Origin of the sequence: Acinetobacter sp. VT 511 (assembly GCF_001077515.1) — a bacterium.
Classification (GTDB): Bacteria; Pseudomonadota; Gammaproteobacteria; order Pseudomonadales; family Moraxellaceae; genus Acinetobacter; species Acinetobacter schindleri.
In genome coordinates this window covers 22,524-29,797 of the sequence record NZ_LFRE01000018.1, presented here as the reverse complement: position 1 = coordinate 29,797, position 7,274 = coordinate 22,524, and the positions used below count along the sequence as shown (strand labels likewise).

At 41.9% G+C, this 7,274-nt stretch carries 5 protein-coding genes; 3 read left to right on the top strand and 2 right to left on the bottom strand.

Going from position 1 to position 7,274, the window contains the following annotated elements:
* Both ACS72_RS00565 and ACS72_RS00560 read right to left on the bottom strand, forming a co-directional pair.
* Positions 1-1,661: electron transfer flavoprotein-ubiquinone oxidoreductase (locus tag ACS72_RS00565; RefSeq protein ID WP_048880912.1), on the bottom strand; the 1,661-nt coding region annotated here is incomplete at its 3' end.
* Between the two features lie 226 nt (positions 1,662-1,887).
* Positions 1,888-2,724, bottom strand: coding sequence for an IclR family transcriptional regulator (locus tag ACS72_RS00560; protein ID WP_048880911.1), 837 nt, complete (start codon positions 2,722-2,724; stop codon positions 1,888-1,890).
* A gap of 584 nt (positions 2,725-3,308) precedes the next feature.
* On the opposite strand from ACS72_RS00560, the gene ACS72_RS00555 reads away from it, so the two are divergent.
* The 3 genes from ACS72_RS00555 to ACS72_RS00545 all read left to right on the top strand — a co-directional run bounded on the left by ACS72_RS00555 (position 3,309) and on the right by ACS72_RS00545 (position 7,229).
* Positions 3,309-4,463 carry an acyl-CoA dehydrogenase family protein gene (locus tag ACS72_RS00555; RefSeq protein ID WP_048880910.1) on the top strand — a complete coding sequence of 385 codons (1,155 nt, stop codon included), beginning with the start codon at positions 3,309-3,311 and terminating at the stop codon, positions 4,461-4,463.
* Between the two features lie 31 nt (positions 4,464-4,494).
* A complete protein-coding gene (locus ACS72_RS00550; RefSeq protein ID WP_048880909.1) occupies positions 4,495-5,694 on the top strand; it encodes an acyl-CoA dehydrogenase in 1,200 nt (399 codons plus the stop codon).
* Positions 5,695-5,948: 254 nt separating this feature from the next.
* Positions 5,949-7,229: an MFS transporter gene (locus ACS72_RS00545; RefSeq protein WP_048880908.1), complete on the top strand. Its 1,281-nt coding sequence runs from the start codon at positions 5,949-5,951 to the stop codon at positions 7,227-7,229.
* Positions 7,230-7,274 lie beyond the last annotated feature (45 nt).

Sequence of the window (7,274 nt, the reverse complement as noted above, 5' to 3'; positions counted from 1 at the left end):
ATGTTCTGAGAAGGATCTTTGATGTCACAGGTCTTGCAGTGCACACAGTTGGCTGCATTGATCTGGAAGCGTTTTGAACCATCATCATTTTCCATGATTTCATATACACCCGCCGGGCAGTAGCGCTGAGCTGGCTCATCCCATTTTGGCAGGTTCACATTCACTGGAATTGAAGCATCAGTTAGTTTCAAATGCGCAGGCTGGTTTTCTTCATGCACGGTGTTCGATACAAACACTGAAGACAGACGGTCAAAAGTCAGCTTGCCATCCGGTTTTGGATAGTTCGGCTTGAAGTTCACCGCATCAACAGTTTTCAATGTCTTAAAGTCTGGCACCAGGTCATGCAGGGTAAATGGTACTTTAAACACGTTCTGGTCGATAAAGTTGAATGCACCACCCATCCATTGACCAAACTTATGCATTGCAGGGCCAAAGTTACGCGCGCTATACAGCTCTTCTTTCAGCCAGCTGTTGTTGAACTTGTCTGTATAAGCAGTCAACTCTTTTACGAAGAAATCTTCGCCTTCAGTTACACGTGCAACTGCCAGGTCACCGCCTTTCTCTACACCGGCCTTGATTGCTTCAAATACCGCTTCACCGCAGAGCATGCCTGACTTCATCGCAGTATGTGAGCCTTTGATCTTGGCAAAGTTCAGGAAGCCGGCATCATCACCGATTAAAGAACCACCTGGGAAAGTGAATTTTGGTAGTGAGTTAAAGCCACCTTTGGTCACGGCACGTGCACCATAAGAAATACGTTTACCGCCTTCCAGATACTGTTTGATCAGAGGATGGGTTTTCCAGCGCTGCATTTCCATAAATGGATACATGTGGGGGTTTTCATAAGAAAGATCTACGATCATGCCCAGGGTCACCTGGTTGTTTTCAGCATGGTAGAGCCACCAGCCACCACTCGAGCTGGTTTCATTCAATGGCCAGCCAGCACCGTGCATCACCAGACCCGGTTTGTGCTTGGCAGGATCGATTTCCCAAAGCTCTTTAATTCCGATGCCATAGTGTTGAGGATCTGCATCTTTATCCAGGTTGAATTTCTGGATCAGGCGTTTACCTAAATGACCACGGCAACCTTCTGCAAAAATCGTATATTTGGCATGCAGTTCATAACCTGGGGTAAAATTATGCGTTGGTTCGCCATCTTTACCAATGCCCATGTCACCTGTCTGGATACCTTTGACTGAACCATCTTCATGGTAAAGGATTTCAGAGGCAGCAAAGCCCGGGAAGATCGAGACTTCCAGTTCTTCTGCTTTTTGGCCTAACCAGCGCACCACATTGCCCAGTGAGATGACATAGTTGCCATCGTTATGCATAGTTTTAGGCACCATCCAGTGCGGAGCTTCTTGTGATTTTTCATCAGAGAGCAGGAAGAAGGTTTTGTCTTCAGTCACTGGGACATTTAAAGGCGCGCCTTCTTCTTTCCAGTTCGGGAACAGCTCGTTCATGGCGCGTGGTTCAAGTACAGCACCAGAAAGAATATGAGCACCGACTTCGGAGCCTTTTTCCACAACACAAACGGACAGATCATTCAGGTTGTTTTCAAGTGCAAGCTGACGGATTTTGATCGCAGCAGAAAGACCCGCAGGGCCTGCGCCTACGATGACTACGTCAAACTCCATCGATTCTCTTGTAATATCTTCCATAATATAAAATCCAATTTCGCTATGCGATATTTATAGCATTATCTAAATCGGTTATGAAGCTTATTTTTGATCTTTTTATTTGAAATAGGACTTCATCTATTTTTTAAATCTTATCTATTTCATAGCATTAAAAAGGTTTGCTGCAAATTCTAGTTAAAGTAGGAAGATGTGTAGACTGAGTATTCAATAAAAAGAGCGACTTAATGTCGCTCTAATAATTATTTTTTTATATGTTATTGAGATTCATCGCAATATTATTCACCATGTGAATCAGACGCGGTCCAATTTCATTTTCCAGTTTTTCCTGATTGAGCAGATAACTTGGTGCACCGCAGTTAAATGTTAAAATTCCATGTTTGGGATGAATCAGTGGAACTGCCACGGAATTTACATCTTTTGCCCAGTCTCCCAAAGACAGACAGTAGCCATAATCCTGATAATCACGGATTGCACGTTCCAGATTACGCTTGATGGTTGGCCATTGATCTTCATTTCTTTTCTTGATCGCATCAAATAAATATTCACGTTCTTTAACTTCCATTGCAGCCAGGCAGGCACGACCCATGGCACTACTATGCAGTGGCAAGGTTGAACCGACTGGACGGCGCATAGTCAGCGTTGATTCTGTATGTACCACTTCCAGATAAATCATGCTTAAGCGGTCACGTGTTGCCATGGCTACAGGCGCTTGTGAATAACGTGACATTTCCTCCATGAAAGGATAGGCTTGGGTACGTGCAGAAATATTGCTTAAAGCAGCATATCCTAAGGCTAAAACACCAACGTCTAACAGATATTTAGTGGTATTCGGAAGCTGTTTTAAATATCCTAACGAAACCAACGTGCTGGTGATCCGGGCTACGGTTGGTTTTGGTAAATTGGTCAGTTGTGCAATTTCCTGGTTGCCCAGTAATTGATTGGTTGCTGAAAAACATCTCAGGATTTCCAATCCACGCGCAATAGATGCGATAAATTGAGGATTGTTTTCTCTATGAATATGAGAAATCGGATCTAAACGGATCTCATCAAAATTAGGAATTTCGCCAGTTTTATTTTTTGTCATGATCAGAGCAATTAAAGGTAAATTAATAAATATGATAGCAATTAAATTTCACGATACAAAATAAAACACTTCTATTAAAGATAAAAATAAATAAAAAATATCAGCTTTATCTGTATTTAGTGCAATTAGTGCTATTCAGCTAAAAAACGATACAACATTCTTCATCATTCTAAGTAAATAAGATTCTTAAGTATCTCTAGAAAATTTAAATTACTCTCTGAAAGAAAACAACACCTCAAATTTTCGAAATAAATATAAATACTGGCCTGTATTTATATTTATTTTGTTTATTGAAGGAAAATTTTCTGAAATAGCTTTCTGCCTTATAAAGATCAAAATAATCTTTCCTAAGTGCAGTTTTAACTCTTATTTGATACAAAAACAACAAATAAATTTCGTATTGTGAAATAAAACATTAAATCCATTCTCATCTTAAAACTTGAAAAGTTTATTTTTTAGAAAGAAACAAAATTTTTTGACGATTTTTCTTGCTCATTTTGTTTTTTTATGGTTATTTATTTCGCTATACGAAACTAAAAATTACGGTAAAGGAATTTACCGATATTAAATAAATGGAGATCCATATGATCCGTGACCCGGAAATGCTTGAACAGCTACTATCTACAATTCGTAATTTCGTAAAAAATGAACTAGTTCCTTTAGAACATGAAGTTGAAGAAAAAAATGCGATTCCTGAACATATTGTGGATCAGATGAAAAAATTAGGCTTGTTTGGCCTGACGATTCCAGAAGAATATGGTGGTTTAGGTATTACCATGGAAGAAGAAATTCTGGTTGCGATGGAACTAGGTCGTACATCTGCTGCGTTTCGTTCTTTGATTGGAACCAACAATGGAATTGGCTCAAGCGGCATCGTCATTGACGGTACGGAAGAGCAAAAACAGAAATATTTACCGCGTTATGCGACTGGTGAAATTATAGGTTCTTTCTGCTTAACTGAGCCAGATTCAGGTTCGGATGCAGCATCTTTAAAAACCAATGCAGTCAAAGATGGTGATTACTATATTTTAAATGGCACCAAGCGTTTTATTACCAATGCACCTCGTGCAACAACATTTACCGTCATGGCGCGTACTAATCCGGAAATCAAAGGTGCGAGCGGTATTTCCGCATTTTTGGTAGAAGCGGGTACACCGGGTTTAAGTCTTGGCAAAATTGATAAGAAAATGGGTCAGCATGGCTCTTATACTTGCGATGTGATTTTTGATAACTGTAAAGTGCATAAAGATCAGCTTATTGGTGGCGTAGAAGGAATTGGTTTTAAAACCGCGATGCGTGTACTTGATAAAGGTCGTTTACACATTGCCGGTTATAGCGTTGGCATGGCAGAGCGTATGCTGGAAGACGCACTTAACTATGCAGTGGAACGCAAACAGTTTGGTCAGCCCATTGCGAATTTCCAGCTAATCCAGGGTATGTTGGCAGACTCCAAAGCCGAGATTTATGCAGCCAAATGTATGGTGCTGGATGCTGCGCGTCTGCGTGATGCGGGCCAAAATGTTACGACTGAAGCCTCTTGTGCCAAAATGTTTGCAACTGAAATGTGTGGTCGAGTTGCTGATCGCTGTTTGCAGATTCATGGTGGAGCGGGTTATATCAGTGAATATTCAATTGAACGTTTCTACCGTGATGTGCGTCTGTTCCGTTTATATGAAGGAACCACACAAATCCAGCAAATTATTATTGCGCGTGAAATGATTAAACAGGCAACCGCCTAATCTCATAATTTTAAAATAAGGAAATATTAAAATGACGACAAAAATTAGATTTGATTGGCAAGACCCGTTTTTAATCGAACAGCAACTGACGTCAGAAGAACGCATGATCCGCGATGCAGCGGCAGCGTACTGTCAAGACAAACTGATGCCGCGTGTACTGGAACAGTTTCGTCATGAAAAAACCGATCCGGCTATTTTCCGTGAGATGGGTGAACTTGGTCTGCTAGGCCCAACCATTCCAGAACAGTACGGCGGTGCAGGTTTAAATTATGTCAGCTATGGCCTGATTGCCCGTGAAGTTGAACGTGTCGATTCAGGTTACCGTTCAATGGCCAGCGTACAAAGCTCTCTGGTGATGGTACCTATTAATGAATTTGGTTCTGAAGAGCAAAAGCAGAAGTATTTACCAAAATTGGCAACCGGTGAATATATTGGTTGCTTTGGCTTGACCGAGCCAGATCATGGATCAGATCCTGGCAGCATGATTACCCGTGCTAAAAAAGTCGAGGGTGGTTACCGTTTAACTGGCGCAAAAATGTGGATTACCAATAGTCCGATTGCCGATGTATTTGTAGTTTGGGCCAAAGAGGTATCTGCTGAAGGTAATGTCGGTGACATTCGTGGCTTTATTTTAGAAAAAGACTGGGAAGGGCTTTCTGCTCCAGCAATTCACGGCAAGGTGGGTCTACGTGCCTCAATCACCGGTGAAATTGTAATGAATAACGTCTTTGTTCCAGAAGAAAATGCCTTTCCGGAAGTTCGTGGTTTAAAAGGGCCTTTTACCTGCTTGAACAGTGCGCGTTACGGGATTGCATGGGGTGCCATGGGAGCTGCAGAATTCTGCTGGCATACCGCACATCAGTACACCATGGACCGTAAACAGTTTGGCCGACCACTTGCTGCGAATCAGTTAATTCAGAAAAAACTGGCAGATATGCAAACTGAAATTGCCCTTGGCTTACAGGTGGCTTTACGTTTTGGCCGCATGAAAGATGAGGGCATTGCGTCAGTTGAAGGTACGTCTTTAATTAAGCGTAATAACTGCGGCAAGGCGCTGGATATTGCCCGTTTGGCCCGTGACATGATGGGTGGTAACGGGATTAGCGATGAATTCGGTGTGGCCCGTCATCTGGTTAATCTGGAAGTGGTAAATACCTATGAAGGTACTCACGATGTACATGCCTTGATTTTAGGACGTGCACAAACCGGAATTGCAGCCTTTTGCAACTAAACCTGATATCCCCCTCTAGCCAGCAATGCTGGCTAAATTGTTTTCGGGGTTAAGCATCGCGGCTTAATCACATCTATTTGTAGATTGCTATGTGATTTCACCGTATTCAACTTTTAAAAAACTTGAAAAGCATTTTTATATCACTTTGTTAAAGCGTGATAATAATCAATAAATATTATATATTTCAATTAAATAATTAAGTGAAATATTGATTTTTAAAAGGCACAGGAGTGCCGAAAAGTAGAAAGAGTATTATGGATACGATCAGTTCACAACAACACCAGGTAGAAGGTGGAAACGAACCCAAGCAAAAAGTCTGGATTCTGGCCTTTATCTTCTCATTTTTGGCATTACTGGTTGATGGGGCTGACATTGCATTATTAGCCTACAGTCTGACCAGACTGAAACAAGAATTTTCATTAAGTAATATGCAGGCCGGTGCCTTGGGAAGCTGGACGCTTGCAGGCATGGCTATCGGCGGTTTTTTTGGTGGCTGGGCTTGTGACCGTTTTGGCCGGGTTCGTGTGATCGTCATTGCTATTGCATTATTTTCTTCATTAACCTTCTGGTTGGGATTCGTGGAAAGTTATGATCAGTTCAAATGGCTGCGCTTTACGTCTGCGATTGGACTAGGTGCTCTATATATTGCCTGTAACACACTCATGGCAGAGTATGTACCCACCAAATATCGCTCTACAGTATTGGCAACGCTCATGACTGGCTGGACTTTAGGTTCGGTGGTCGCCACTGTTCTAGCAGGCTGGTTATTGCCTGAATATGGCTGGCGCTATCTTTATTACATTGCCATTATTCCTATTGTTCTTGCAGTCGCAATGTACTTTTTAGTGCCTGAACCAAAAGCCTGGTTAGATGCGCGTCAAGCACGTCTGGATGCAAAAGCCAGTGGTATTGTCCAGGAAAAGCCAAAAAACACATTTAAAATGATTTTTGAAGATGCACTCAGCCGTCGCATGTTTATCCTTTGGTCATTCAGTACCGCATTTTTACAGTTTGGATATTACGGTGTTAGTAACTGGTTACCGGCTTATTTAGAGTCAGATCTGGGGATCAAGTTTAAAGAAATGACCCTATATATGATCGGGACCTTCCTGATCATGATGTGTACGAAAGTCATTGCTGGTTTTATCGCTGACCGGATTGGCCGTCGTGCGGTATTTGCTTTCGGCACCATGGGTACGGCGATTTTCATTCCAGTGATTGTTTTTGGAAATACGCCAGATAACATTCTTTGGTTGATGCTGTTCTTCGGCTTCCTATATGGCATCCCCTACGGTATTAATGCCACTTATATGACAGAAAGTTTCTCGACCAAAATCCGCGGAACAGCCGTGGGCGGTGCCTATAACGTTGGTCGTTTAGGTGCTGTTTTCGCTCCCTTGACCATTGGCTATTTTGCTCAAGGTGGTTCCATTGGTACCGGTTTATTGATTATGGGGATTGCCTATTTTCTTTGTGGTCTGATTCCCGCGTTTTTTATTAAAGACCGTTTATTTGACCCACAAAAAGCCGATTAATTGATAGATCCAACATTTTATAAAGACAGGAAGATGCTAGGAAGC

What these genes read in the sequence shown, in the direction of transcription:
- ACS72_RS00560 (WP_048880911.1), bottom strand. Translation starts at nt 2,724, where the DNA reads ATGACAAAAAATAAAACTGGCGAAATTCCTAATTTTGATGAGATCCGT.
- ACS72_RS00555 (WP_048880910.1), top strand. Translation starts at nt 3,309, where the DNA reads ATGATCCGTGACCCGGAAATGCTTGAACAGCTACTATCTACAATTCGT.
- ACS72_RS00550 (WP_048880909.1), top strand. Translation starts at nt 4,495, where the DNA reads ATGACGACAAAAATTAGATTTGATTGGCAAGACCCGTTTTTAATCGAA.
- ACS72_RS00545 (WP_048880908.1), top strand. Translation starts at nt 5,949, where the DNA reads ATGGATACGATCAGTTCACAACAACACCAGGTAGAAGGTGGAAACGAA.